A 24,613-nucleotide genomic window follows, 5' to 3' on the forward strand; every position below is an offset into this window, starting at 1 on the left:
CCGGGGACACCTTGGTACGGTTTCATGAAGAAGATCCTTTTTCAAGAGCGCCGCGAGATCCTCCCGGTCGCATTTCCCGATCGTCTGGCTGCATGCGACCAACCCGGCCGCCAACTATCTGAATGCGAACCCCGTTCGGATCATGCGCGCTGAACCTTCAAATCGCCTTGCAGCACGTAACGATGAATAAACCACTCTGCGATGCCTAGGACGATCGCGATAACCAAGAGTTCCCCGGCGCTCAGAGGCCAGTTAAAAGAATCGGCCGCGAGCCATAATAGCACATAAGCAAGTATCGCATCCGAGACCGTGGCCACCAGATTGTTCGTCATCCGCAGAATCAACTGGTCGCCCAGGAAATAAGCAATGATCGTGATGACGGTCGCCGTCACGATGGCATACCAGAGCGAAGCGTCCGCGTAATACATCAATGACGCAACCATAATCGCACCGTTCACGATCCACTTGAGTACAAACTTCACGGATATCCCCTCCATATTAGGTTGTCTTGATCTTCCCAAGTTTGTTTCCTAAGGACACTCCAATGTTACGTTCTCCTGCCGAGAGCCTTGTTATTCGACCCTTGTCCTCCGGCGTCGAGCACGGAAGTCCGCCGGCCGGCGAAAAAAACAGGACAGCCGGCCGCTGGCCTGCTGTCCTTTCCATATCCATAAATGCTTCGCTGTATGCGTTCGCGCCGCGAAGCCGAGCTGCCGGGACTCGCGAACCTTCGCGATTCGATTACTCTTCCCATCTGGAATGCATGACGTGGCGGCAGAAGTTCGGACGCTCATAACCCGGCAGCAGCAGCTCGCAGATATCGGCGTTAATCGTGCCGTAGGTCGTTTCCGGTTTATGCTTGAAGCCTTCTAGGAAGGCGTTCAGGATGTCCTGCTTGAACCGATTGCGCGGGAACGCGTGGACGATTTGGCGGCGCACTTCTTCCGTAATGAGGTCGAAGTTCTTCCCAACGACGTCGTACGCGACGCCGAAGTTCATCAGCGCGGCCTCGGCTTCCTTGTACTCGACGATGCCGATCGTCGTATGCAGCGCCACGGCATCCCAGACCAGCCGGATCGATTCCTCCGGTACGCCGCGGCTGCGCAGGAAATCGCGAGCGGCATTCGCCCCATCCACCTCGAATCGCTTGTCCGGACTGCGGAATGCGGGCGTGAGGCCCAGATCGTGAAAGAGCGAACTGATATAGAGCAATTCCGGATCGTACTTCGTTTGCTGCAGCTTGCCTTGGATCGACGCGAACAGAAATACCCGGTTCGAATGGTTCCACAGCAGCTCGCCTCCATGCTCGCGCAGCAATTCGGCCGCTTCGACGGCCAGCTTGCTGTCGGGGATAATAATATCTGCGATTGACGTTGTCATGGTTGATGACCTCCTAGGTGTCGTTAACCTCATACTAGAGGTTCCCCGAACGCAGATCAATGCGGCTGTTTCTATGATGATCATCGATCCGGTCAATGATTCAGCCAAGTCGCGCTGCATCGCGGTCTGATCCGTCACCGGTCCGTCAATGAAGGGTCATCGGCCGATCACCTTTTCGCCGACAGGTCGCCTTGATAGGCCGGGCGGATGATTCTGCCGCGGGTAAGGTAACGTCCAAGACGGATGGAGGGCAGCTCGATATACCGGTATGACAGCGCGGCGAGCGCCAGGCTGAGGCCCACGGTGCCGATCAGCAGCCAATACGGCGAGATATAATAGCGCGCATAATCCTCGGGATACAGGAGGGAGGATGGATTGGTGAACAAGTTCATTAGCGCGAGCAGGACGACCAGGTGCACGAGATAGAAGCTGTACGAGACGCGTCCAACAAACGCGATCGGCCGCCAGTCGAGAACGGCCTTCAGCCGCATCGACGCGATGGCCGCGATCATACAGAAGCCCGAAGCGAGCATCGTGAACCAATCCGACACCAGGTTCCCGAGCAGTCCCCCGAAGTCCCAACCGAGATTGTTGCCCCACGTATAGACGAGGAATGCGATGATCCCCCAGACCAGCCGGGTGACCATCCGGAGGCGCTTGAAGCGATCCACCAGGCGATGGCGGTGCTTCGCCAGAATGGCGCCCACGACAAAGATGAAGACGTAGTGCGCGGTATCGAAATAATTCGTGAAGAAGTCGATGCTATCTTGATAGCGTACATGCAGCAATATCCCGCAGCACGAGAGCACGAACCCGATCAAGACGCTCCATATCCAGTTGGCCTTCAGGACGAACCAGACCAGGAACGGGAAAATAAGCGCAATGCGCATCTCCATGACAAGCGACCAGACGACCGGATTGAAGTACTGCTGATGGAATTGACCGATCATGACCACGTGCTGCAAGATCGGAATCCAGCCGATCGGCCTGGACCACAGGTCGTTAATCGGAACCCGGTAGCAGAGCAGGCGCAGGGCGAGTCCAAAGGCCAGCGAGGCGATATAGGGCGGATACAGCCGGCTCAGACGCCGCAGCATGAAGCTGCCGTACCCGCGCGACTTCCCTTCGGCAAACGGCAAGGTCAACACGAATCCGCTGAGGAGAAAGAAGAAAATCACCGCCTGATGACCCGCCAGCAAGATCTGAAGCGGCGTATGATACAGCCAGGGCAATGCAGCCATGATGCCAAGCAGCGAAGCGGAATGATACAGCACCACGCTCAAGGAAGCGATTCCACGAAGAGAGTCTAATTCACTTAACCGCCCATGTTCAGCCATCCGATGTTATCCTCCTCATTATCCGATGCTTGAAGTATTCGCGACATCGTGAAGCGATCCTGCTCGCTGCTTCCACAAAAATACAATCGGTCCGTTCATAGGAAGACATATACGGCCGCAATAAAAAAAGCCGCGGCAAGCGCGGCTCTGCATCCGATTACGTCGTCCAATTGTCTTGAATAAACCGGTCGCGGCCGGACTTCTCGCGGTCTTCCTTATAATGCTTCGGATTCTTCTTGTGGTAGTCCTGATGGTACTCTTCGGCTTCGTAGAACGTCGCGGCCGGCAAAATCTTCGTCACGATCGGTTTATCGAACCGGCCGCTGGCTGCGAGCGCTTGCTTCGATTGAAGCGCCAGCTCCAACTGCTGTTCATTGTGATAAAAGATCGCGGTCGTATACTGCGTCCCGCGGTCATGGAATTGTCCGAATTCATCCGTCGGATCGATCTGCTGCCAGAACAGCTCCAATAGCCGCTCGTATGGGAAGACTGCGGGGTCAAACGTAATTTGCACGGCCTCGAGGTGGCCTGTCTCGCCCGTCTTCACCTCTTCATACGTAGGATTCTCCTTCGTGCCCCCCGTGTAGCCCGATACGATGCCCAGAATGCCGGGCAGTTCGTCGAACGGCGTCACCATGCACCAGAAGCATCCGCCGGCAAAGGTCGCCTTCTCCATCTCTATCATCCTCCTGCGATGTCGATCGCCTATCGTGTAAGCCAAGCGCTTCAAGTCAGCGCGGATTCCATCATCATATCATATTTTCGCGGTCGCGCTGGAGCCCGAAGCAAAACTTGCCATGAACTTGATGCGTCCGCGCCGGGAGCGTTCGCACAACCAAAAAGCCGCCAGAACGGCGGCTTCAAGGATCAATCAATCGGATATCCCGCTCCAGACCAACTACGCTTGTCCGGCAGCTGCGGCGGAATCGGATTCGGGCAGGTGGGAGACGAATACTTGGTAAATCGTGACTTTATTGCCGATCACGGGGCCGCTTTCGTTCGCTTCCGGCGAACCGCCATGAGCATGACCCGAAGCCGAGGGGGCTTCCCCCGCCGGACGCGCGTTCTCCTCGGCGCGGCGGCCATGCGCGCCGCGAAACGCTTGGCTGTTCGCCCAGCCTTGGAACGATTCCTCGTCCTGCCATGTCGTGCATACCCGAATCTCGTCGTTGCCTGCTTCATTGACGCTGTGCAGCACGTCCATCCGAACGAAGCCCGGAAACGTATGAACCATTTTCGGCTGACGGAAACGTTCCATGACGCTTTCGCCGAACCCTTTTTTCACTTCAATCCGATTTTCCACGAGAATCATGCCGTATCGCTCCTTCTCTTCATCCTATTCAACGGTTTCAATAACCTCAGATCATCGACGGCTTCCGACGGCCTTGCGGTTCCATCGCTCCTATCGTAACAAGCCGGGGTCAGCTTCGCAAATGCGACCTGCCGCCGATTCGGAACGGGCGATCCCGCAGGGTAGATACACCGGCACGCCCTCGTCCAGGAAGACCTTCGCCTCGATGTCGAACACGTCCCGGAAGAAGGCCGGCCGGAACACCGCCGCCGGCGTGCCTTCCGCCACGACGGCGCCTTGCTTCACGGCTATGATGCGGCTGCAGTAGCGCGCCGCTTGATTCAAGTCGTGAAGGACCATGACGACGGTCATTCCTTTGTCGGCATTAAGCTTGCGAATCAGCTCCATCAGCTCCACCTGATGCGCGATGTCCAGGTACGTGGTCGGCTCGTCCAGCAGCAGCGTTTCCGGGGTTTGCGCCATGCTCATCGCCAGCCAGGCGCGCTGCCGCTCGCCGCCGGACAATGCCGGCAGCAAGCGGTATTGGAGCCGCTCGAGGCCGGTAGCCGCGATGGCCCAGTCGACCACCGCTTCATGCGCCCCGCGGCACTCCTCATACCACCGCAGATGCGGATTGCGGCCCCGGCGCACGAGCTCCCGCACGGTAATCTCCGGCACGCTCTCCTGCGATTGCGCCAGCATGGTCAGCTGCCGGGCGACCGACTTGGCCGGCAGCCGGGCGATATTCTGCCCGTCCAGCCACACCGTTCCCCGCTGCGGGGCGAGGAGGCGCGCCAGCAGCCGAAGCACGGTGGACTTGCCGGAGCCGTTCGGACCGACGATGCCGACCCACTCGCCTCGGGTGACCGACAAGTCCAATCCGCTCACGACGGGCTGCGCGCGGTAGCCGTAGGCCACGTCCGATGCGCGCAAGACTTCCGTTTCCGTCATCGCCTGTCCCCCTTCCGCAGCAAATAAAGAAAGAACGGCGCCCCCAGCACCGCCAGCAGGATGCCGACGGGAAATTCAATGGGATCGAACCAGCTGCGCGCCGCCGTATCCGCGGCCACGACCAGCGCGCCGCCGCCGATAGCGGACACGGGCAGGAAGATCCGATAGTCGCCGCCGACCAGCAGCCGGGCCATATGCGGCACGACGAGGCCGACGAACCCCACCATGCCGACGATGCTGATCGCCGCGCCCGCCATGAACGTAGCGAGCAATATGATCCACAGCCGGCCGAGCTCGACGCGGCTGCCAAGCACCTTCGCCGCGTCGTCCCCGAGGACGAGCAGGTTCGCCTGCTTCATCAGCAAGACGGAGGCGATCAGGCCGATCGCCGTATACGGAAGCAGGCTGTCGAAGTGCGGCCAGCTGCGTCCGTTCAAGCTGCCGGACATCCACGGGAGCACCGCCTGCACCTTCTCGCTGTTCAAAATCATGAGCCCCGCCATGACCGCGCCGAGCAGCGAATTGACCGCGACGCCGGCCAGGATGAGCCGGATCGGCGATGCGCCGCCTTTCCACGCCAGCGCATAGACGGCCGCGGCCGCTGCCAACGCGCCGAGGAACGCCGAGATCGGCAGGTAAGCGATCTGCTCCGGGAACAAGATCATGATCGCGACCGCCGCCAAACCTCCGCCCGACGACACGCCGATAATGCCCGGATCCGCGAGCGGATTGCGGAATACCCCTTGCAGGAAGGCGCCGGCTACGCTCAGGCAGATGCCGGCCAGCATGCCGGTCAGCACGCGGGGAAGCCGGAGGTTCCAGACGATCTGGCGCGCTTCCGAATCCGAGGCATGGAACAGAGCGTTCACGACCTCGCGAGCCGGAATCGCGATCGCGCCGGACATCAAGCCGGTTAACAAGGCCAGGAGCAGCAGGGCGATGCCGATCGTCAGCACCGCTGCGCTTCGCGCTGCGGCCGGGTTCTTCGCCGGTACGGCGATTGGGTTGGATACCGTGACCGCCACCCGCGTTATTTCACCTCCAGCAGGATTTTGTTGATCATCGAGATGGCTTCCGGGGCGCGAAGACCGGGGTTCGCGGCGAACAGATCGGAAGGCAGCACGTCGAATCGGTCGTTCTTCACGGCGCCAAGGCTCTTCCAAGCCGGGTTCGATTCGAACTGTTTCTTGAAGCTGGCCTTCACTTCGGCCGCATCGCCGTGCGTGATCAGCAGAATCAGGTCGGGATTCGCCGCCACGATGCGCTCCAGGCTAAGCTCGGCGTATTGCGGCATCCCGTCCATTTTCGGGAAGCCCGCGGCTGCGTTCTTGCCCCCGGCCAGCTCCAGGAAATTGCCCGGATAGCTCGTCGGCAGCGCGACGACGAAGCTGCCCGGCGCGCCGTACACGATGAGCGTTGTCGGCGCAGCCGCGGGCTTGACCAGTCCGCTGACCTTCGCGTCCATGCCTTCGATCAATTGGCCGGCCTTCGTTTCTTTGCCGAGAATCTTGCCGTACAGGCGAACCGAAGCTTGAATGTCGGCATATGTATTGTGCGAATTGAAGATCACCTGCGTGCCCAAGGCTTGGATCGTCGCCTTCTGGGCTTGCAGGGCAGGGCTCGCGATGACCAGATCCGGCTTGACGGCCGCGAGCTTCTCGAACAGAATGCCGTGCGTGCTGCCGATCTCCGGTACGGACGCCGCTTGAGGCGGATTCACGGCGCCCAGCGCGGTCGGGCGTCCGACGACGGAGCCGCCGAGCGCGTAGATGATCTCCGTATCCGACGAAGTAAGCGTCGCGATCCGGCTCGGCTTCTTCTTCAACGTCACCGGACCGGAGCTGGTCGTCACGGTGAGCTCGCTGCGGAGGGCGATCGTGGCGTCCGGTTTGCTGTAGCTGACCCACTTGCCGAAGGTTTCGGAGATGAAGCGAAGCGGTACGAACATGGCGCCGTTCACGATGGCCGGGGCCGCGTCAAGCGATTGACTCGCATTGTTGACGACGGCCTTCTTCATGCCCACCGTCAATGTCACGTTCACGTCCTTGCTCGCGACGGTGACCGTTTTGGCCGAAGCGTTCCATGTCGCCTTGCCGCCCAGCGCCGAGACGATGCTGGCATACGGCACCAGCGTGTAATTGTTCACGATGCGCGGCTGCGCGTTCATCGGCACCGATTTTCCGTCCAGCGTCACTTTGATCGCGCTTCCTGCAGCGGACGCGTTCGAGCCAGCGCTTGCCAGCGTTGGCGCCAGCAGCAGCGCTGCGGCCAGCATCCCGCGCGTAAATACGTTTCTTAACATGAAACAACCCCCTAAGAGAATGATAATCAATATCATTTATCACTATAATGATAATGATTATCATTGTCAAATAGAATTTTGGTAAGTTTCGGATGCCGATCATTCTCGCTTTTAGCTCTTCCCCCGTCCGTTCATTCAACAAGTGCGGCAAAAATAAGAAATAACCCCCGATAAACCTTCTCTTTTATGGGATGCCAAGCTTCGGTAGAGTGAATGCAGAGGCATGGCCGCATCTTGAATGCATAAAATGGATAGGAAAGGAGGTTGTTGGCATGAACGACATGTTGGCGATCGCGGGTCTAGCTTTCGTGCTCGTGGCTTTCGTTACGCCGCTGCTCATATGGGGGCTTCGCCGCCTGGAGCTGACGCAGCCCATACGCGCCGAGCTGCCTGCCGACCATCACGCGAAGAAGGGAACGCCGTTGATGGCCGGCCTCGTCCTGCTGATCGGCGTCGCCGCCTGCATGCAATTCCGTCCCGCGCCGCTGACGACGCTGCTTTGCGTGACGTTTCTCTTATTCAGCGCGATCGGGTTCCTCGACGATTTCAAGAAGGCCGCCTGGCAGGATCCATCCGGCATTTCCGGGCGGACCAAGCTGGTGCTGCAATTCGCGTGTACGGGCCTGCTGCTATTCGTCTTATTCCGTTCGTTCGGGTTGACGAGCGGCATCCCGCTGTTCCACGGCGTTCAGCTCCACTTGCCCGTCTTCGCGTACGTTATCGTCCTTGCCTTGTTCGTGGTGGGTTCTGCGAATGCCATCAATTTTACGGACGGGCTGGACGGATTGCTGATTAACGTCGCGATTCCAACGTACTTTTTCTTTGTTCTCATCTCGGACAAGCCGGAGGTCCGAACCTTCTCGTTGGTCATGATCGGCTGCTTGATCGCCCTCTTCTTCTACAATATTTTTCCCGCCAGAGCGTTCATGGGAGATACCGGATCGCTGGCCATCGGGGGCTCGCTCTCCATCCTGGCGGTCATCGAGAAGGTAGAGCTGCTCATTCCCCTCTTGTTCTCCGTCTACCTGGCCGAACAATGGTCGGTCATGCTGCAGGTGTGGTACTACAAGCGGACGAAGCGGCGCTTGTTCCGCATGGCGCCGATTCATTTTCATTTTCGGTTAAAGTACGGCTGGAGCGAGAATACGATCGTCATGGTGTTCGGTTTCGTGTCTTGGGCATCCGCGCTCGGCAGCTGGCTGCTGTGGAAGTTCGCCTTTTAGGCGCGCCGCTGCGCGTCCCGTTCGGACAGGCTTGCAATCCACATGCCGCCGAAAGCTCGCGGACGAGGGAGGAAACGACGCGGTTTACGTCGAATGTGATATACGCATCAGTGTCTTTAACATGTTTACGGGAGTTGACCAGGAGTGGCAAGAGGAATTAACGGCGTTACGATGGAAATTGACTTTGAAGGCGGCAAGCGCGTACGGATCCGCAGCGAGTACGACCCGGTCAACAACGAAATGGACTTCAAATTCACGGACAAGCATAAGCGGCCGCTTCGGCTGGAGCAATGGGAGGCGGAGGACTGCCGCATCCTGTTCATGGGGCTGGCGCAAATGTTCGGGTCGGCCGCGTCGGGAACGAACGCTCCGGAGGACAAGCACGTGGACGCGAGCACGCTTCGCCAGCAAGAGCGCTAATCGAGTTGCGAAGAAGAATGGTATTGGAGCGTAGCGTCTCCGAAGCCGTCTCCGGCAGCTGCAGAACGATCTCTCGTACCACGTAATAAGGTGCCGGCTTCAGCTGGCACCTTTTTGGATTTCCTGCATAAAAAAACAGCCGAACGTAATCGGACCGCCCCCCAAAGGTTAAACACCATCGAACAACTGGAGAGGCGGTTCCAATTCGCCGGCTGCCTTCGCGTCGATATGGAATGCTCGTATCCCGTTCGCCGCAGCTTGACTCGGTTACGCCAAGCCGTTTTTTTGCGTAAAGGTGCCCCGAGCCCGTTTCGCCCGCATGAGCTTGTACGCCGCTTCCGTCCACAGGACCGCGACGATGCCCATGGCCGCGAGCGTCCACAAGGCCTGCCGCTTTCGTTCGGGCGCCCGGTCGAAATGCGCATGCCCCAGCCGCTGCTGCGCATGCTTCATCAGCGCCAGCTGCAGATCGGGATCATTTTGCATGCCGCCGGCATTGAGGCGGAAGCCGTTGCTCTGGGACCGGCGATCCAAGCCATCCTTCACCGTCAATGTGACGTCGATGCCGAGCTGCTCGCAAATCGCCAGCAGCGGCTTGGAGAACGCGCCGTAAGGAAATGCCAGCACATGGTTCGGCGCGCCAAGCTCGCGCTCCAGGATGGCATTCGCTTGCTTGAGATCGGTCTTCACACGCAACTCGTACTCCTGCTCCGTCTCCCGTCTGCCTTTGTCGGGCAAGTAGATCGGTCCGGACAACGCGGCAATGGTATACTTGCCCCCGGCATCCGTAGGCGCGTACAGATGGGAATCAAATGAATGGCTGTAAAACGAAATGCCGTTTCGTTTCATCTCCCTGACCTGATCCCACGTCAGCTTAGGCACCCCCGGGTGATGCGGGTTGCTCACCGTGCTAACGATCAGGAAACTAGTCGCAGGCGCCCCGTACTTCCGCAGGATCGGATACGCATCCTGGTAAAACGAGGCATACCCGTCGTCGAAGGTCAGCAGTACGGCATTGTCGGGGATCGGGTCTCCGTGCAGGATGAAGCCGCGGTATTGATCCATCGTGATCCAGTGGAAATTGTTGGCCTTCATCATCTGGAGCTGGCGCTCGAACTTGGCGGTGGACAGCGCTCCGGCATCCTGCGGAACCGGCACGACCTCGTGGTACATCAGCACGATCACGCGGCCCCGGTAATACGTGCCATGAGGTTCGTCGGGACCGGGCTTCAGCCCGCCGTACAAGGCAGAAGCGTCCCCCGGATTACCGATGCCGATCACCCTCCCCGCGCCAGGGAACATGCGCCCCACGATCGGCACGCGGCCATGATTGGCCTGGAGGATGAGAACCACGCAAAGCGCGGTTAAGCCAAGCAGCAAAAATGTAAGAAAACCGATTCTCGTCTTAAGTGACATCACTGACTGCTCCCGTGTGTGTTGTGTAGTCGCGGCGAACCGCAAAAATGAAAACGTCAGTATATCGACGCAGGAAACGCGTCGGAGGTTGCTGGTTTCCATAAACTTTAAGAAGGGCATCCGAAATCGCGCATCCTTTCTCGGTGAATGGGCAAAAAAGGCGATCCGGCTGACTGCCGGACCGCCTGAATTAATGAAACTTAACATCAAGAAAGGCACCCGATCGTCCCCGATCGGCTGCCTTTTTGCTGTGATCATACCCTCAGCGCGCGTCCGGCCTCATCACATCCGCCGGTTCGTCTTCAATGGCACGACGTCCGACGTCTCCATATAAAACGTCAACAACCGCTCCTTGAGCGCAGCCAGCACGTCCCTCAGCTCCGGATCGTCGATCCGGTTGTCAACCTCCATCGGATCGCGCCGAAGATCGTAGAGCTCATCCGGCTCATAGAACCGCCGCACGTATTTGTAATCGCGCGTTCGGCACATGACCGCCTTCGTATGCTCCGGCCCTTCTTGCTGCTGCAAGCCGACGCGCGGCCAATAGAGACCGCTCGGCGAGCTCATCGACGTGCTCTCTAGCTCCATCGCCTGCGTCTCGCCGTGGAGCCGCCCTCCCTCCGCGAATACCGCATCGCGGTGCTCGTCCGTCTCACCGGCCAGCAGCGGCAGCAGCGAACGGCCAAAGTGAGTATGGCCGGGCGTCAGCTCAAGAAGCGCCTCGACCGTCGCCGGGAAGTCAATCAACTCGACCAGCGCCTCGCTGACGCGCGGCTTCACTGGCACGCCTCGCGGCGGCTTAACAACGAACGGCACATTAGTCAGACAATCCTCAAAGGTGTTCTGCGTCTTCTCCACAAGCCCGTAATCGCCGGTGAAGTCGCCGTGATCGGAGAAAAAGAACACCGCCGTATCATCGTAGATGCCCGCCTCCTTTAGCGCGTCCAGCACGAGGCCGAATTGATGATCGACGCGGGCACACATCCCATAGTAGGTCCCGCGAAGCTCGGTCCATCGATCCTCGGTCCAGCCCTGCAGCTTCTGCCGGTCGTAGATGCCTTTCAGGAGGCTCGGCTTCTTCGACCAGTCGGGCGCCGGCGTCCGCTCGGGCAGCTTGCCGCGATCGATCGCCCCGTACCAAGGCTCCTCGACGCCGTACGGCGGATGCGGATACAGCAGCGGCAAATAAATGCACATCGGCCGATCCTGCGGCGCACTGCGGATAAAATCGATCGCGCCGAGCACCATTGCCCAGTCCCCGTCGTAGTAAGCCTTCTCATCCGGCGCCTTCTCCAGCTTTCCGGCGTAGAACGAGTAGTAATTGTCCCCATCGGGATCGCCGCGCCAGCCGTCGGCGCCATGCAGGTTCGTCTCCGGCCGCGGCCGTTTCTCCGGCACGTATTTAACGTCGCAATACGCATCGAAGCCATTCTCGGCGGGGACGAGATCGTTCTTGCCGCCCCACCATACCGTATATCCTTCGTCCTTGAGCGTCTTGAGCAGCACCGGCTCGTCCTCCCGCATCATGTGGAACATCGTCCGGTGACCGCGGACATGGGGATACCAGCCACTCATGAATGAACATCGGCTGGGCGTGCATACGGGGTTCTGGCAGAACGCGCCCCGAAACGATACCGCTTCGCTCTCCACGAGGCGATCCAGGTTCGGCGTGACCGCCGCCGGATTACCGAAGTGGCCGATGACGTCCGCGCGCCATTGGTCGGGATTGAAAATCAGGATATGCGGCCTTTTGGACATGACGATACCTCCTCTTTCGTCGTATTCGATGCCGTGATGCCGGTTCGGTCAACCCTTGACCGAACCGGCAATGCCGTTAATGAAGTAGCGTTGAAACAAAATGAACACAAGAATGACGGGAAGCAGAGAGATCGAGGCGCCGGCGGCCATCCCCGTCCAATCGACGGTATTCTCCCCGGTGAACGCGAACATGCCGACCGCCAGCGTCCGAAGCTCAGGCTTGTTCAGGGTGAAAATGAGCGGAACGAAAAACGAGTTCCACGTCCAAATGAACTGCATGATGACCGTCGTGGAGACGACCGGCATGGACAGCGGCAGCATGATCTGACGGAACGTGCGGAAGAATCCGCTGCCGTCGATCTCCGCCGATTCCTCCAGCTCCTTGGGCAGTGAGCGGAAATGCGCCGCGTACAGTAAAATGAAGAGCACATGGGCGCCGGACGATTCGGCCAGGATGACGCCGGGAATCGTATTCAGCAGCCCGAGATGCTTGATGATCTGATACACCGGAATGATTGTGTACCCTTTCGGAATGAACATCGTCGCCGTAAACGCCAGCAGCAGCCATTTCGCGCCAGGGAAACGCACACGCCCCAGCGCGTAGCCCGCCAGCGCGGCCACGACGACGACCAACAAGACAGTGGCGGCCGTCACGATCGCCGAGTTGAGAAAGTAGGTCGAGAAATGGCCGACCCGCCATGCGCGGGCGAAGTTGTCCCACTGCGCCGCTTCCGGCAGCAGCCGGATGCCGGCGGCGATATATTCGGTATTCGTCTTCAGCGAGGAGAAGAACATCCAGACGAACGGGTAGACCCATGCCGCACCGACCGCCAGCAGGAACAGATGGAGCAGTGCGTCGGGTCCGCGCTTCGAGAAGTGCCGCTTCATCACCCGACACTCCTCTCCGGGCTGCCGGGCAGGACTCCGCCGCGGCCGCCTGCGGAACGAACCAGCAGGCCGAGCAGCAGCGTGATCACGAAGATCGCCAACCCGTACACGATGCCAGCCGAGGACGCGTAGCCGATCTGCGGAAATCCGCTCGTATTGAAGGCATAATCGTAAATATGCAAATCCACCGTCTCCGTCGCGTAGAACGGTCCGCCCCCCGTCAGCGTCTTGACCAGATCGAACACATGCATGCTGTTGACGACGGTGAGGAGCAGCACGACGGCAGCGACCGGCTTCAGCAGCGGCAGCGTCACGTATAGCAGTGTCTGCCCGCCGCGCGCGCCGTCGATTTTGGCCGCCTCGAACACTTCGCCGGGCAGCGATTGCAATCCTGCCAGCCAGTAAATCATCACCATGCCGAAGAACTTCCAGGAGCCGACGAGAATGAGCACGCCCATTGCCGTGCCCGCCTGTCCGAGCCACGGGACGGGAGTGGAGAGCAGCCCCAGCCGCTGCAGCAGCTCGTTGACCAACGCATTCTCGTTGCCGAATATAAATTTCATGAGGATGCCCACCGTCGAAGCCGCCGTGACGACGGGCAGGAAATAGACCGTTCGGTAAACCACTTTGCCCCGGAACAGCGATCGGTTCAAGACGAGCGCCAACAGCAGAGACGAAGGCAGCAAGAGGACCGCAGTGGCGCCGATATAGATCAGGCTGTTGCGAAAGGCGTTCCAGAACGAAGGGTCCGCAGTCAGCTTGGCGAAATTAGCCCACCCGACGAATGTCTCGAGCGGCCCGATGCCGCTCCAGTCGAAGAACGAATACACGTAGCTCATGACGATCGGATAGACAGTGAATACGACGAACAGCAGCAGCTGCGGCAATATAAACAGATACGCCCACAAGAAACGGATGCGCTTCCGGCCGGACACGGTCCCCGCGGGACGGTCCGTGCCGGCCGTAGCGCCGGCCGCACGCGCGTTGGCAGCAAGCATGAAGCAATTCAACCCCTTTCGTAGCGGAACTACGTCCCAAAGCGCCAAAGCGCGATACAAACGAAGGAGCCAGCTCGCCGGCCCCTCTTCGGCTTTAGTTTGTTGAAATTGATGGTTGCGATCGGTTGACGTCATGGATACTGTTACGGCTGCGACTTCGGCAAATCCTCGTACAGATCGCTCGTATACGGCGTGAACGGCGTCCAGTTCGGGAACCGATAATCGTCCGCGCTAATGCGCTGTCCGGACCGGTCCGCTTTCTCGATCGATTCCTTAAGCGCCTGGTTGTAGCCGGCACTCAGCTGCGCGAGCTGACTCTTCACGTCCGCGATTTGGCCGGTCAGGTACCCTTCGACGATCTTGCCGACGGTCTCCTTCGGCTTCTTGCCGTTCAGCTCCGTGTTGACCTGCACGGCCGCCTTGTTGCGCGTATACGGATGCGGCGACAGGATGAATGTCTTATCCTGAATCTCCTGCGCCCGGTTGAACTGCGGATTGTCGACCTGGGTCGTCTCGTTCTGCTTGATAATCGGCGAGCCTTCGACGCCGAGCTTCAACTGGTTGACGTAGAAGTGGTCCATGTAATAGTTCAGAAACAGCTTAACTTCCTCATAATGCTTCGTGTTCTTGCTCACGTGCACCGTCGCCTTGGTTTCGCCCTGGAAGGCGTAATAGGAGGGCTTGCCGTCCTTGGTCGGCAGCGGCGCCACGCCGAAGTGTTCGAATTTGTTGTTCTGCTGCAGCTCTGACGAGAGGAACGTCCCGTCGATGATGAAGGCAGCTTTGCCGGCGGCGAACAAGCTGGACGCTTCTCGGTAATCGATGACGAGGCTGTTTGGGTGCAGCACTTTGTCGTCCTGCAGCTTCTTTAAGAATTCAATCGACTCCACATAACCCGGCGAATCAAATTCGTATTGACCCGTCTTCAAATTGAACCCGTCGTTCGGCACGACGTCCGGCTTGATCGCGGTCGCCATCTGCCCGACGTATCCGGTAACGAGCCAGTCCGTCTTGATACCGAGGATGAGCGGATAGACGTCGCTTCCGGCTTGCCGGATCTTGCCGCTTGCCCGCACAAGTTCCTCCCATGACTTAGGCACGTCGTTCTCCGTCAATCCGGCCTTCTCCAGAACATCCTTGTTGTAGTAGAGCACGTGGGCGTAACGGCGCGGCGTGAAATGCGGCAGCGCGTAGACGCTTCCGTCCAGCGTCGTGTAGCCTTCCGTCCACGTCCCTTCGTAAAATTGCGTTCTTCGTCCGTCCGTCAGCACATCGTCGAGATTGTGAATGAGTCCCAACCGATTCAACTGATCGATCGGCGCGGCGTTGGCATTAGCGAAAATATCGGGCAGGCTATTGCTCGATATCGCCGCCTGCAGCTGGGCGGTGTACTGCGAGGAGACGATCTCCGGTAAATTCACGTGAATATTCGGATACTCCGCTTCGAACTGCTGGATCGTCTGTTCGATGGCCTGGCGCGATTCCGGCCAGCGGCTCCAATACGTGATTGTAACTTTCTCGCCTCCGGCCGGCTTCGCTCCGGATGCCTCGGATACGGTCGGCCCCTTACCCCCGTTGCCGCTGTTGGCGGAGTTGACAGGGCTGCCGTCGTTACCGGAGCAGCCGGACAGCAGCAACATGGCGGCGGCGGTTGTTGCAAGCATAGCGAGTGGTTTGTTTTTCATGACGACATTCTCCTCGGATGAAAGATGGATGTTGCGTTCCGCCTTCTTTCCTCCGGTGGTCCGGTCGTCGCTGGCGTATAACATATTTCTCTGATGTATTAACTCGGAATAAATGATGTGCTATCTCTGTCGCTGATCTCTGCTCCCCATTATAAGAGCACGGAGCAGCGGCCCGCATCGGGAAAAATTTAGCGCGGCGTAGGAATTTATTAGCCCTCGCCGGCGGATAACTCAACCGGAGCTGGAGTGTTAAACATGCGGCGACCTGCCGTTGCGCTTGCGGTAATTGCCCGGCGTCACGCCGAACGACTGTTTGAATAACCTGCTGAAATATCGAAGATCAGCATAGCCAACCTTCTCCGCGATCGCGGTGACGGAATCACGGCCTTCCAGCAGCAGCTCCCGCGCTTTGTCCATGCGCCGCTGCGCCATATAGCGGACGAAGTTCGTGCCGTTGTGCTGCTTGAACAACCGGCTGAACGTGACCGGGTGAATGCCCGCCCGCGCGGCCGCTTCCTCCAGCGTCAAGACCGGCCCCGCCCGATCCTCCAGCACCCGCATCGCAGCCTCCCAGGCATCCGGCGGCGGTGCGTCTCGCGCTTCCCGATCCGCTGGCATATAGCCGCACAAGGTATCGCGCAGCCAGCCACGTAGCTCGGTCCAAGTCCGCGTCGTGGCGATAACAGCCGTCCGCCGGCGGACGGCTTCCGCGGACGGCTGCCCCGATCCCCGCCCCGCGAGCACGCCGTCGTCCAGCATCGTCAGCAGATTCCCGCATTCACGGCGAAGGGAATCGACGCGCATCGCTTCGAGCGCGCGTAGCCACAGCTCCGTGGCCTGTTCCAGCTGCTGCGGGTTCTCGTCATACACCGCCTGCAGCACTTGCCGGCGGGCCTGGACCGCTTCTTCGGATGCGGAAAGCGGCTTCTGGCGCCGCGCGCCCGGCGTTTGCTTCGGACCGAAAAATCGTTTCGCCTCCCAGTCGCCGTACGCGGCCGTCCAAGCCTGCGGGAACTCTTCCACGCGCCGAAACGAGGCATTCTCCGCGGATGCGGAGGCGACCGTCACGATCGCTTCTCCATCTCCGAAACCTATTATCCCGATAACGCTTCCCGTTCCGGACGAAGGGAACGGCTCGCCTTCCGGCAGCAGCAGCCTTGTTCTCGCTTCAGCGTCGGGCCGCTCAACAATGCGAATCGTCTTCCCTACGCGCTCGTCGAACCAAGGCGACAGGTTCGCGCCGCATACGACGGGCGACATGCCGCCCGAGGCGAAAGGCTCTAGCTCGCGGGCGAGCATCGCGGACACCTGTTCCTCAAAACGGCTGCAGAGCCGCTCGTACACGTCGCGGACCAGGCGCCGCAGTTGCTTCCGATCCGCCGGCTTGAGCAGATAATCGAGTGCTCCCCCTTGCAGTGCCGTGCGGGCATAATCGAATTCCCCGTAACCGGACAGCACGACGACCTCCGTCTGAGGCCTAAACCGCTTGACTGCGCGCAGCATCGACAATCCGTCCAGCTCAGGCATCCGAATATCGACGAAGAGCAGATCGGGCCGGACAGCCACGACGCAATCGAAAGCCTCTTGCCCGAACCCGACATCGAAGACTTGTCCGTACGGATGGCAGTCTATCAGCTTGCGGACAATGCTCTCGCGAACTTGCTTCTCATCGTCGGCAACGCAAATTTTCATAACAATCCCCCGCCGTTGAACGTTTTCGTGTACACTAGTATATCATAGTAAATTGATCGATTTAATCGGGGTGGGAATAAAAATGCGTAAATCGACGGTTCAAGACGGCGGCATGTTCCGTCTGTCGCTCAAGCTTAAGCTGCTCCTCGTGCTGATATCACTATCCATCGTACCGGTGGTCCTCGCCAGCATCGGGTGGTACCAGGCCATGTTCCGCTCGAGCATGAAGCATTCCGCCGAGATTACGTCCCAATATACGAAGCTGGTCGCCGACGGCATCGATCACTATACAAGCGGCATCAATCGGTCGCTCGATCCGCTGCTCATCGATCCCAACTTTCAGAAGCTGATTCGCACCCCGCGATCCGACATCGTGCAGCAAGCCCGGTATTCGCTTGAATTCGAGCCGATGCTGCAGACGTTCCTGCAGTCCCATAACGAGGTGCTAGGCATTCTCTATCTGGATGTGCAAGGCAAAGTGCTGTACCAGTCGGTGCGGAAAAGCATGAATTACCTTTATCCCTTTGCCGACGACGCGTATTTTACATACATCGACGCGATCCGCGCAACCACGTTGAGCACCGTTCATGCGTCGAATTATTTGCTCGGCCAGCCGGAAGAGATTCTCTCGATCATCCGTCCCGTCATCGACTTGTCCGACGGGCAGGTAACATCATGGCTGCTGGTGGACATTCGCGTAAACTACTTCCGCATGCTGATGACGGGCCGATCTCCCGGAGAAGATGGGCAGATCATGCTCTACGACTCGGTTACCGGGGCGATAGTCGCCAATCAGCGAATCGACGAGACGCTAATGCGCGGAATGTCGGCACAACTCGCGGAGCACACCGGCGCATTTACCTGGAAATCGGGCCGGCTGCTGTACCAAGCCGTACCGGAAAAGCTCGGCTACGGGGACTGGACCTTGATTTGGGTATCCCCGCTGGAGGCCATCTCCCAAGGGGTGAGCCAATCGCTGCTCTGGACGCTGATCATTGCGTCATCGGCGCTCCTATTGTGCGGCATCATCTCGTTCCCGGCGATGAACGTGCTCCTTCGTCCGCTCGACAAACTCATCGGCGGCATGCGCAAGTTGTCCCGCGGCACGTACGAACCGGTAGACGGTCCGCAGGGCGGCGATGAAATCGGCTTTCTCGTGCGAACGTACAACCGGATGCTGGTTGAATTGGAACGGATGGAACGCGAGGTGTACCAAGCGAAACTGCGGGAGCGCGAGAAGGAATTGCTGCAACTGCAGGCGCAGACCAACCCGCATTTCTTCTTCAACACGCTGGAAACGATCGAGGCATTCGCCGATCTGCACAACGGGGAAGCCGTCGGCGATCTGGTGCAGCGCGTATCTCGGATGATGCGTTACACGGCACGCAATGACGCCGGCTGGGCGCCGCTGCGCGAGGAATTGTCGTTCATCCGCGATTTTCTGAGCGTGCACGAGCAACGGAACGGAAAGGCGGTTCGGACGTTCTGGGCAATCGATCCCACCCTGCTAGAGATGCCGGTCATGCGGCTCAGCATACAGCCGTTCGTGGAAAACGCGATGAAATACGGGTGGAGCCCGGCGCTGCCCGAAGACGGCTTCGCGCTGACGATCGCCGCCGAGCGAACGGCGAACTCGGTGCGCTTCCGCATCGCCGATACCGGCGTCGGCATCGGCCTGGATATCCTGGAGCAGCTGAACCGCCTGCCGGAGCAGGCTGATGGGGAGCCGACCCCATACTTCCGGAAGCACACGGGCATGTACAATCTTTGCAGGCGTTTGTCGCTCGTCTACGGCGGGCGCGCGCGCGTCCGATTTGCCGTCGGGCCGGAAAGAGGGACGGTGGTGGAGCTGACGATCGAGGACGAGGGTAAATAACGATAAAGAGAGAAATAAGGCTATTATTCGAATGTTAAACGTTACACCAAAAAGGAACGGTTGCCCGCTCCTCCGGATTGGTTTATTTTTGAAGGGAAACGGCGCGAGGCCTGCTCCAGAATCATCGACACGGTTACTCCGACGGCGGACTCCCCCCTGCGCAAAGCTGAAGAATCTCCTCCCAGGTCATGGCAAGGCGAATGCTGTCTTCTTCAAGCAGCCCCGTCCCGGTTTGGATGACCATGTATTCGACCTGCGTAACCGCCTTGACGGCATGCCCCACGCCAACTGGTATGTGCAGAATGTCGCCGGTTTGAAAGCCGAACTTGACCCCGTCCAGGACGAACTCGCCGGTTCCTGTAATGATCGTCCAGATTTCTTTGCGCCTCTGATGCAAGTGGTAGCTTGTATGCTTCCCCGGCAACAGGCTTACTTTTTTCGTTAAGGTTTCCGATTGGGCATCCGACGCTGAATGGTCCACTATACGAACAGAGCCCCATCGTTTCTCCTCGTACATCGGCTTCGGGCTGGAACTCCGTATCGCTTTGATTTGATTGGCTTTGTCCTTGCTTGCAACCAGAATGCCATCTGCGCTCGCGGCAACGATCATATTCAATGCACCGATGACGTGTATCGGCAGCGCGAGTTCGTTCACGACATGCGTGCGGGAGGAGTCGCTTGATATCTCCCCGCGTCCGATGACCGGTTGTTCAAAATAGTCCGGAAGCACGCTCCAATCGCCGAGATCCCGCCAAAGCCCGTCGTAAGGTATCACCACCGCTGGCCGTGTGTTCTCCGCGATTTCCACGTCAAAGCTGGCTTCCGGCAAATGCTCGCAGCATGCCGTCAGCTCGTCATAGGCTTCGGGCAGCCCTCTGTTCTTCAGATCGGATAGCATGAAAGAAAGCGAGAAAGCGTACACGCCGCAGTTCCACATCGCTTCGCCGCTTATCAACAGGCGTGCGTGATCGGCATTCGGTTTCTCGACGAAATGCGCGATCGGTTTATACCCGGGCGCCGAACCCCTGCTCGCTTGCTCCGGCACGATATAGCCGAATTGACTGGAAGGAGACTTCGGCGTCGAGCCAAGAAGGGCCAGCCTCGCGCCCGACTCCGCCAGCACTTCGGGAAGTTTGCGCAGCACTTCAAAAAAAGCACGCTCTACGAAGAGATCGGCCGGCAGCACGCATACGATTTCATCCCGGTCCGCGTTCAGCTTGGTATGCAAATAACTTGCGGCTAACGCAATAGCCGTGTAGGTTCCCCTTCTATAGGTTTCCGGAATAAAAGGAATGCCCTCGCCCACATGGTTCTGTACGATTTCAGCTTGGCTCCGATGAGCGACAATGGAGGCGGACGGGAGCAAACCCGCCTCTTCCAGCTGCCTGCACAGCCGCTGAATCATGGATTCCCGTCCCCCGTCTCCCGCCTTCAGCAGCTTTAGAAATATTTTCGACCGACTCTCATTGGATAGCGGCCAGAGTCTTTTTCCAGAACCGCCGCTGAGCAGAACAATGCGCACGTGACATTCCTCCCCACGCAAGGTTCGGAGCCGGCGTTTGCGTCAGCTCTTGTTACCGGCCCCTTCCATTTGACCTGACAGGGAGTCATTGCTTCGTCGCCTTTCTCGAATAGCCGCGGCGCTTATGAAAAGAGATCGAACGGAACCGCTGCGACAGCGTCCGGAGCCTTTGCGGCGTGATGTTCGCGATATTCATGGATAGGCTTTTGTTTAACGCGGGACGTAGCACGAGCCCGCTAGGATTACGGGCGTACAGGAAGTTGCCGTAGGTTTCGAATTCGGAGAACGCAAACTGCTTCGATTTGTCCATTTTTCTCAGGACGGCCGAATACCAGCGCATGCCATGCTTCTTGGCAATGGTACGTTTTAACTGCCGCAGCTTCGATTTCTCGAACAACATGTAGTGGGTCACGAAAGATTTCGGCGCGGAAGCTTTGTTGCCGAGAAGCTTCTTGTACGTTCTGAAATATTCGGGCTGGCTCCACGATCTGCAGTAAAAAACCGCCTTGTTCCCGGTTCGGAACGCATGCGGGCGAATCAGCACGGTGTCGGCATCGATGGCCAGAAAATAGTTCGCGGAACCGATCTTGTCACCGCTCATTTTCAGCAGCTGCTGGAACAGCCAGCCTGACCGCTCCCATTTCTTCGAGCGGTAATGAATGTTGTTCTTCGTAATGGGAAGCATAGTATTCTCATTAATGAACCTGCATCCTTTTCGCCTGCACATCTGTCGAATTCGTTTCTGGTTCGGCGCCACGATCATGATGCTGCCGATCGGATGCTTCACCTGTTTTCTGACGGCGTCTATGACATAGGGCAGCGTTTGTAAATCCTTAGCAATCGCAGGAATGAGCACATCGATCTTGACTGGCATCGCTTCATCTCCATGTTCACGGATTAATGTGATCATGATATGCATCGGCGGTGCAGAAGCAATAGGCAGCACTCTAGGAGCGCTGCCCGCTTGCAATAATATGGATGGTCCTAACCGATTACGCCGGCGGTAACTCCGGATCGCGCGCAGGCCCGCGGCGGGCGGCGCCTCGCTCATTTCGATCTTCCGTACTGTTTCCCGTAACGGACGATGGTGCGGTAGAAGCGCTTGTCGCCCAGCGATTTCAAGGCCGAGTAGTTCGGCCGGGTGTTCACTTCGAGAATCCAGAGCCGTCCGCCGCGATCCAGCGCCACGTCGAGGCCGAGTTCCTTGAACCGTTTGGCATGGCGGTCGAAGCAGCGGGCCGTTTGCATGCCGATCGATTTCAGCCGCTTCCTATAACGGTTAATCTGCGCCCGGGAATACCCCGATCGCCGCAAGGTCGGTTCGATGTACGCCAGCTTGCCGCCCTGATGATAGTTGGTCACGACCTTGTTCTTCCTGCCGAGCTTGACGAACATGACGCTCTGCACCCACTTGCCCGCTGCCGTCTTTTGCATCGTGACCCGCAGGTCGAACGGCCTGCCGCGGGACGACTGCAGGTAGATGCCCTTCTGAAGCAAATAGCTTCGGCCGCGCGCGATCTTGTTCAACCGGCCGTAGAGGGAAGCCTTAGAGGAGACCTCGAACGTTCTTCCGTCTTTCTTGACCCGGAACTTCCGGGAGGATCGCACGATGCGCGCGATGCCGCCGCCCCCCGTCCCGGAAGTCGGCTTGAAATACACCATTTTGTACCGGCCGGTCATCGCGTTCAGCGACGAACGGGTATACGGCTTCGTCTTGGGAACGAAGGATTTCAATCGGCGATCCGCCAAGAGCCACTTCGTTTTGGTCCACTTGTTCTTAATCGATATGCTGCTGCCGCCTTTACCAGGCATCCGATCCTCTCCTTCGCGTCGACTCGAGATAGATTATTATCCCCCTCCGGAAAGGTGACGGCGGATTCCCCGGGAGGCGCTATATATCGAGCCGATGAAAGGCTAACGGACGAAGCGGCAGCCGGCATGCGCTAGACGACGCGAACCGGCAAGGCCGGCGGCCGCCCTTTTGCTGTTTCTGCCGGATAGGCGGCCGATCAGCGTCCGCGAATCAGCGGCCTGCGTGGACGACCTGCGTTCCCGCGATCAGATCATGAAGCGCCCGCTTGTCTTCGCGGAGCCCGACCATGCACGCGCTCACGATGATGGCGATTCCCAGCGTCAAGACATACACCAGCCCTGCCACCACGTTCCGCATCAGCATCGTTCCCAGCCCCGGCGCCCGCCCGTCACGGAGTCTGACGATGCGAATCCCGCATATTCGTTTGCCGATCGTGTAGCCGTTCCACAGCACCGGGAGCAGGAGGCTGTACAGGAACGAGAGCATATCCGTGGATTGCTTCTCTCCGAACTCCCCGGTAAAGAAGAACGAAATGATACTGAGCGAAATGCCCACGATAATCGCGTCAAGCAGCACCGCGCCCAAACGAATCCAGAATCCGGCAGCGTCCCTCGTCTCCAAGTCCGTCTCAGCTCCATTCGTATCGCTTACAAATTCTGCAAGTTCGTCAATTGCCCCATACCACGTATAGTATGTGCAGGCAGGGAGCGAAAGACGTTCAATGAGCGATTCAATGAGCGATTCAATTAGCGGTTCAATGAGCGGTTCATTTAGCGGTTCATTTACGGCTGTGCTTCGGTCATGCACCGAACGCGGCAGCCGTTTTTTCACGCCGAATATGGCCCTTGAACAGGCGGTTGGACGAAGTCGCGGCCCCGTTACCTCTCACTACCACGTGCACCCCGCGGCGAAATATGCTTTAATATACCAAAGGAGCGTGATTACGTGGACATCCAATCCTTCCTCTACCCCAAGCACGAGGTCGCTTATCTCACGACGTCCTCCACCATGAAAGATGCCTTGGATAAACTGGAGGCTTGCCAGTATACGGCCATTCCGATCCTGGACGAGAACGGCCTCTATTTCGGGACGCTATCCGAAGGCGATCTATTATGGAAAATGAAAGCAACGCCCGGTCTCACCTTCGAGACCTTGCATGAAATCCCCCTCGCCGCCATCAAAAAACGGATGAAAATCGAATGCGTCACGATCGGCGCCGATTTGGACGATATGCTCACGCTGGCGGCCGACCAGAACTTCGTTCCGGTCGTCGACGACAATCGCTCGTTTCTCGGCATTATTCGCCGTAAGGATATTATCGAATACTACACCCGGAATATTACGGATTAATCCCAAACAACGACCCGATCGCACGGCCATGAGGCAAACTCCAGGCGCGGCACGCTGTAAGCGCATGACAACCGCATTCACCCCCGAACGGCAAATTCGCCGCCCGGGGGTGATTTTGCGTTGCTTAGGCGGCACCGCCCGCTTCGCCGCTCACGGCGCCCTCGTCATGAACGCGCTGTTCGGGTCCTCGCCATAATCCGCGAACGGCGCGCAATAGTCGAAGCCGAAGCTCTCGTACAGCTTCCGCGCCGGCTCGAACGAGGCCATGGCGCCGGTCTCCAGGCTCAGCCGCGTAAAGCCGCGCCGTTTCGCTTCGGCGAGGATGTGATTCAGGATGCCGCGCGCGACGCCCTTGCGCAGATGCGCGCTCGCCGTCCGCATCGATTTCAGCTCGCCATGCCCGCCGCCCAGGTCCTTCAGCGCGCCGCAGCCAAGCAGCTGCTTCCCGTCCCATGCGCTCCAGAACGTGATTTCGGGCTTGCGCAGCCCGTCCAAGTCGAGCGCGTGCACGCTCTCCGGCGGCGATTGCGCCGCCATGCTGCGCAGATGCTCGCTCAACAGCTCGGCCACCTCCGGGCCGGTCAAATCGTCGACGATAATTTTCATGTCCATCTTCCGTTCCACTCCGTTTCTCGATTGCGGCCTGCGCCCGGCGCCGCAAGCCGCATTCCCGCTGCCTCAATTCGGCGTGTTCGTGGTCCATGCGCTCCC

At 58.8% G+C, this 24,613-nt stretch carries 23 protein-coding genes; 4 read left to right on the top strand and 19 right to left on the bottom strand.

Features of this window, described 5'->3' with window-relative positions:
- Window positions 1-140: 140 nt before the first annotated feature.
- The 8 genes from ACFPB1_RS10130 to ACFPB1_RS10165 all read right to left on the bottom strand — a co-directional run bounded on the left by ACFPB1_RS10130 (window position 141) and on the right by ACFPB1_RS10165 (window position 7,261).
- Complete coding sequence (locus tag ACFPB1_RS10130) at window positions 141-482, bottom strand: DUF2512 family protein (RefSeq protein WP_379224667.1); 342 nt, start codon at window positions 480-482, stop codon at window positions 141-143.
- A gap of 259 nt (window positions 483-741) precedes the next feature.
- Window positions 742-1,380 carry an HD domain-containing protein gene (locus ACFPB1_RS10135; RefSeq protein WP_379224669.1) on the bottom strand — a complete coding sequence of 213 codons (639 nt, stop codon included), beginning with the start codon at window positions 1,378-1,380 and terminating at the stop codon, window positions 742-744.
- Between the two features lie 167 nt (window positions 1,381-1,547).
- The gene (locus ACFPB1_RS10140) at window positions 1,548-2,717 is read right to left on the bottom strand and encodes an acyltransferase family protein (protein ID WP_379224671.1); all 1,170 of its coding nucleotides are present in this window, start codon (window positions 2,715-2,717) and stop codon (window positions 1,548-1,550) included.
- Between the two features lie 157 nt (window positions 2,718-2,874).
- Window positions 2,875-3,393 carry a peptide-methionine (S)-S-oxide reductase MsrA gene (msrA, locus tag ACFPB1_RS10145; protein ID WP_379224673.1) on the bottom strand — a complete coding sequence of 173 codons (519 nt, stop codon included), beginning with the start codon at window positions 3,391-3,393 and terminating at the stop codon, window positions 2,875-2,877.
- A 222-nt stretch (window positions 3,394-3,615) separates the two neighbouring features.
- Window positions 3,616-4,029, bottom strand: coding sequence for an antibiotic biosynthesis monooxygenase (locus tag ACFPB1_RS10150; protein WP_379224675.1), 414 nt, complete (start codon window positions 4,027-4,029; stop codon window positions 3,616-3,618).
- 90 nt (window positions 4,030-4,119) lie between these two features.
- Complete coding sequence (locus ACFPB1_RS10155; protein WP_379224677.1) at window positions 4,120-4,959, bottom strand: ABC transporter ATP-binding protein; 840 nt, start codon at window positions 4,957-4,959, stop codon at window positions 4,120-4,122.
- Window positions 4,956-5,984 (bottom strand): FecCD family ABC transporter permease, encoded by a 1,029-nt coding sequence (locus ACFPB1_RS10160; protein ID WP_379224679.1) that lies wholly within the window; start codon window positions 5,982-5,984, stop codon window positions 4,956-4,958. Before ACFPB1_RS10160 ends, ACFPB1_RS10155 begins: the two co-directional genes overlap by 4 nt.
- Window positions 5,985-5,989: 5 nt before the next feature.
- Window positions 5,990-7,261 carry an ABC transporter substrate-binding protein gene (locus tag ACFPB1_RS10165; RefSeq protein WP_379224681.1) on the bottom strand — a complete coding sequence of 424 codons (1,272 nt, stop codon included), beginning with the start codon at window positions 7,259-7,261 and terminating at the stop codon, window positions 5,990-5,992.
- Between the two features lie 281 nt (window positions 7,262-7,542).
- Here ACFPB1_RS10165 and mraY point away from each other — a divergent pair, with 281 nt between their 5' ends.
- Window positions 7,543-8,484: a phospho-N-acetylmuramoyl-pentapeptide-transferase gene (gene mraY / locus ACFPB1_RS10170; RefSeq protein WP_379224828.1), complete on the top strand. Its 942-nt coding sequence runs from the start codon at window positions 7,543-7,545 to the stop codon at window positions 8,482-8,484.
- A 144-nt stretch (window positions 8,485-8,628) separates the two neighbouring features.
- Window positions 8,629-8,904, top strand: a complete 276-nt coding sequence (locus ACFPB1_RS10175; RefSeq protein WP_379224683.1) for a hypothetical protein — start codon at window positions 8,629-8,631, stop codon at window positions 8,902-8,904.
- A gap of 267 nt (window positions 8,905-9,171) precedes the next feature.
- Here the strand turns inward: ACFPB1_RS10175 and ACFPB1_RS10180 are convergent, their stop codons facing one another.
- The 6 genes from ACFPB1_RS10180 to ACFPB1_RS10205 form a co-directional block, all read right to left on the bottom strand.
- Entirely contained in the window at window positions 9,172-10,185 is a 1,014-nt protein-coding gene (locus ACFPB1_RS10180; RefSeq protein ID WP_379224685.1) for a polysaccharide deacetylase family protein, read from the bottom strand.
- A 417-nt stretch (window positions 10,186-10,602) separates the two neighbouring features.
- Window positions 10,603-12,078: a sulfatase-like hydrolase/transferase gene (locus tag ACFPB1_RS10185; protein WP_379224688.1), complete on the bottom strand. Its 1,476-nt coding sequence runs from the start codon at window positions 12,076-12,078 to the stop codon at window positions 10,603-10,605.
- A 48-nt stretch (window positions 12,079-12,126) separates the two neighbouring features.
- Window positions 12,127-12,966, bottom strand: a complete 840-nt coding sequence (locus ACFPB1_RS10190) for a carbohydrate ABC transporter permease (RefSeq protein WP_379224690.1) — start codon at window positions 12,964-12,966, stop codon at window positions 12,127-12,129.
- Complete coding sequence (locus ACFPB1_RS10195; protein WP_379224692.1) at window positions 12,966-13,964, bottom strand: carbohydrate ABC transporter permease; 999 nt, start codon at window positions 13,962-13,964, stop codon at window positions 12,966-12,968. The genes ACFPB1_RS10190 and ACFPB1_RS10195 overlap by 1 nt, the downstream gene beginning before the upstream one ends.
- Window positions 13,965-14,107: 143 nt before the next feature.
- On the bottom strand, window positions 14,108-15,649 hold the full coding sequence (locus tag ACFPB1_RS10200) for an ABC transporter substrate-binding protein (protein ID WP_379224694.1): 1,542 nt from the start codon (window positions 15,647-15,649) through the stop codon (window positions 14,108-14,110).
- A 249-nt stretch (window positions 15,650-15,898) separates the two neighbouring features.
- On the bottom strand, window positions 15,899-17,341 hold the full coding sequence (locus ACFPB1_RS10205; protein WP_379224696.1) for a response regulator transcription factor: 1,443 nt from the start codon (window positions 17,339-17,341) through the stop codon (window positions 15,899-15,901).
- Window positions 17,342-17,423: 82 nt separating this feature from the next.
- On the opposite strand from ACFPB1_RS10205, the gene ACFPB1_RS10210 reads away from it, so the two are divergent.
- Window positions 17,424-19,217, top strand: coding sequence for a sensor histidine kinase (locus ACFPB1_RS10210; protein ID WP_379224698.1), 1,794 nt, complete (start codon window positions 17,424-17,426; stop codon window positions 19,215-19,217).
- 133 nt (window positions 19,218-19,350) lie between these two features.
- Here ACFPB1_RS10210 and ACFPB1_RS10215 read toward each other — a convergent pair whose 3' ends face one another.
- From ACFPB1_RS10215 to ACFPB1_RS10230, 4 genes are all read right to left on the bottom strand, one after another.
- On the bottom strand, window positions 19,351-20,739 hold the full coding sequence (locus tag ACFPB1_RS10215) for a sugar phosphate nucleotidyltransferase (protein WP_379224700.1): 1,389 nt from the start codon (window positions 20,737-20,739) through the stop codon (window positions 19,351-19,353).
- Between the two features lie 85 nt (window positions 20,740-20,824).
- The gene (locus tag ACFPB1_RS10220; protein WP_379224830.1) at window positions 20,825-21,613 is read right to left on the bottom strand and encodes a DUF6492 family protein; all 789 of its coding nucleotides are present in this window, start codon (window positions 21,611-21,613) and stop codon (window positions 20,825-20,827) included.
- A gap of 173 nt (window positions 21,614-21,786) precedes the next feature.
- Window positions 21,787-22,551, bottom strand: coding sequence for a YheC/YheD family protein (locus tag ACFPB1_RS10225; RefSeq protein WP_379224702.1), 765 nt, complete (start codon window positions 22,549-22,551; stop codon window positions 21,787-21,789).
- A gap of 211 nt (window positions 22,552-22,762) precedes the next feature.
- Window positions 22,763-23,173, bottom strand: a complete 411-nt coding sequence (locus ACFPB1_RS10230) for an RDD family protein (protein WP_379224704.1) — start codon at window positions 23,171-23,173, stop codon at window positions 22,763-22,765.
- A gap of 324 nt (window positions 23,174-23,497) precedes the next feature.
- Between ACFPB1_RS10230 and ACFPB1_RS10235 the strand changes: the two genes are divergently transcribed.
- The gene (locus tag ACFPB1_RS10235; RefSeq protein WP_379224706.1) at window positions 23,498-23,902 is read left to right on the top strand and encodes a CBS domain-containing protein; all 405 of its coding nucleotides are present in this window, start codon (window positions 23,498-23,500) and stop codon (window positions 23,900-23,902) included.
- A 150-nt stretch (window positions 23,903-24,052) separates the two neighbouring features.
- Here ACFPB1_RS10235 and ACFPB1_RS10240 read toward each other — a convergent pair whose 3' ends face one another.
- Window positions 24,053-24,508, bottom strand: coding sequence for a GNAT family N-acetyltransferase (locus ACFPB1_RS10240; protein ID WP_379224832.1), 456 nt, complete (start codon window positions 24,506-24,508; stop codon window positions 24,053-24,055).
- Between the last annotated feature and the right edge of the window lie 105 nt (window positions 24,509-24,613).

It is taken from the genome of Paenibacillus sp. GCM10023250, assembly GCF_042653205.1.
In the GTDB taxonomy this organism is placed as follows: domain Bacteria; phylum Bacillota; class Bacilli; order Paenibacillales; family Paenibacillaceae; genus Paenibacillus_Z.